Source organism: uncultured Bifidobacterium sp. (assembly GCF_949292005.1).
Taxonomy (GTDB): domain Bacteria; phylum Actinomycetota; class Actinomycetes; order Actinomycetales; family Bifidobacteriaceae; genus Bifidobacterium.
This window is the reverse complement of record NZ_CASEXV010000063.1, coordinates 1-2342: the sequence shown is the minus strand read 5'-3', so window position 1 is coordinate 2342 and position 2342 is coordinate 1. Positions and strand designations below refer to the sequence as shown.

1 protein-coding gene is annotated in these 2342 nt (G+C 58.6%); it reads right to left on the bottom strand.

The window, feature by feature from the left end:
- On the bottom strand, positions 1-1486 hold a 1486-nt coding region (locus tag Q1X90_RS04780; RefSeq protein WP_300767084.1), incomplete at its 3' end, for a DUF4012 domain-containing protein.
- Positions 1487-2342 lie beyond the last annotated feature (856 nt).

Here is a 2342-nt window from a genome sequence, read left to right as displayed (position 1 = left end):
TGTAGCCGGTGATGTAGGACGACAGGGAGGACGCCTGGGCGGATGTGATGGTGTTCTTCATGGTGTAGCTGACCTGATACGTCTGCGATCCGTTCGAGTTGCACGACTTCCGGACGACGCGCGACGTGCGGTGGACATACCAGTCCATTTTCGACGCGGACTGCTGCGTGAGGTACACGCCCACGGAGGGTTTCTCCTCGTTGTCGGGCGACGATGCGGTGAGTCCGGCGGCGGCTATGGTCTTCTGCGTGGAAGTGTCGAAGGCGTAGACGGACAGATGGCGTCCTTGGGCCATTGATCCCATGATCTTCCCGATGGTGACGAGCTTGCTGAACGTCATGTTCGAGAACGCGCTGCTCACGGCCCGTTCGGCGACCAGTCCGAACAACTCGTCCTGCTCGGAGATCTTGTAGTCGGTGTATACGGTGTTGAGCAGGAACTTCGCCGTGTTGCTTCCGGTGAGGACGCGCCCGTCTGGTAGCGTGATGTTTCCCGTCGCGCCCACCAGCTCCTGCAAAACCACCGGATCGACGAGGATCACTCCGTCAAGGGTCGTCGTGGATCCCCAGGGTGTGCTTGTCCACATGGTTTTCATGGCCGAGGCCACACGGGAGGTGTCGGGGTACACGGCGGAATCCCTGATGTCAAAGGACATGGACAGTGGACCCCATGCGGAGAAAAGACGTTTCTCGTCGGATGTGGCCTGCGCCCGGGAATATGGGAGATACTCGGTGTTGGAACGGAAATCCGATATGCTGATCGCCCCGTCCTGGGTCTTCATCTCCCCCACGGATCCGACAAGCCCACCGGATGATCTCGCTTCGGATGTCGTCATCGCCAGAATGGCGTAGGTTTTCGCGCCGTCGGATCCCAGAAAATCGGGAAGGATGTTCAGTCCGTCGGAAAGACCCGACACCGTGTCATCCAAGGATTCCAGAGATGTCTTGCCCGACAGGTACGCGGTCCTCACCTTGCTGGTTCTGGGCGTTGCGAGAGAATCATAATCGTCGACCAGCTTCGCCAGATCAGTGCTGACGGAGGTCATCTCCTTTTGCGAGGCGAGTATGGGGCTGAGATTGATGGTGGCATCCCCTGTGCTGAGCGTCGCGTTCTGGAGCGTGGACGCCACATCGACCAGCCGTGGAACGGTGTCCCCGACCACATCCGCCATAACGGAGGTCATCCCCTGAACGGTGGACACATCCCCACCGATCACGGGAATTCTGGCGGCGATATTCCACAAACGTCCATGCGCGATGGAGCGGGCCTCATCCGCGTTCGCGCTTGCGGACGCGATAGTCGTCTTGACCGTCGAGGTTTTCGTGGCGGATGTCAAGGAGGAGATCGAGTTCAACGATGCCAACGCCTTGGTCTCATGATCCTTGACGGCGAGAGCCTGATTGTAAAGCACCCACGCCGCCGCTGCCGCCGCCACGGCGAGAACGAACAGACATGATCCGGCGATGGCCAGCACGCGGGGCCACACCCGTTTCCTCCCGCGTGGCCGCCGTGTCCCCCCGTGTGCCATGGCATGTCTGCTCATTGAAACCCCCCTTCCCACAATCCCACCCATCAAACATGAAATCCCGGGTCCGGACGCGGGGAGCGTTATGCGATGGGAACAGAAACGGCTCTTCTCACGCCATCCTATCCAGTGATCCATCACCCCTGGAACCAATCGAGGTCCACAGTACCACCCCGCTATTCATTGGCTGCCTTCTCTCCAGGCTCTCCGACCGATGCACCCTTTCGCGCAGTGGCACCAGCCGCATCCGTAGTCAGATGCCATTAATTCACAATCGGAAATTTCCTTTGGCTAGACACCTTTTGAGAGACAATTATCGCATGACTACCAATCCACTGGTGTGCTCTGGAACGAGCCCCTGTCCCAGGTAGCCCAATGGTGGGAAACCACGCTGACGACGAGCGGATTGCCACCCCTTTCAGATTCCATCGGTATAGCGGACCGCACAGAAAGAAGACCGTCATGACAACAACCGCACGGCACTCACGTATCCCATAGCCTGAGAGCAGCAATGCGTTCGGGCGTAGCCGTACGGTGCTCTCGATCTGGACCCGAGGCCTTTCAGGCTCAAGCAGCGCGACAGTGTCCCGACGGATGCCGCTGGTAGCGTCTCCACCGCTGTAGCTTGTTTGCACCCGTCAAAATCGTAGCAAATCGCCATCGTCGGTTTACGCATCCTGTTGTCTAGATGCAAGTGCAACACCTTCTAGAGTTGGAGATTGTCTAGATGTCCGTTGAAGAGAGGTGTTGCACCCGTGGGTCAAGTGTATTCGCATATCGGCGAGGAGGAAAGGCAGGTCATCCAGATCGAGGTCGG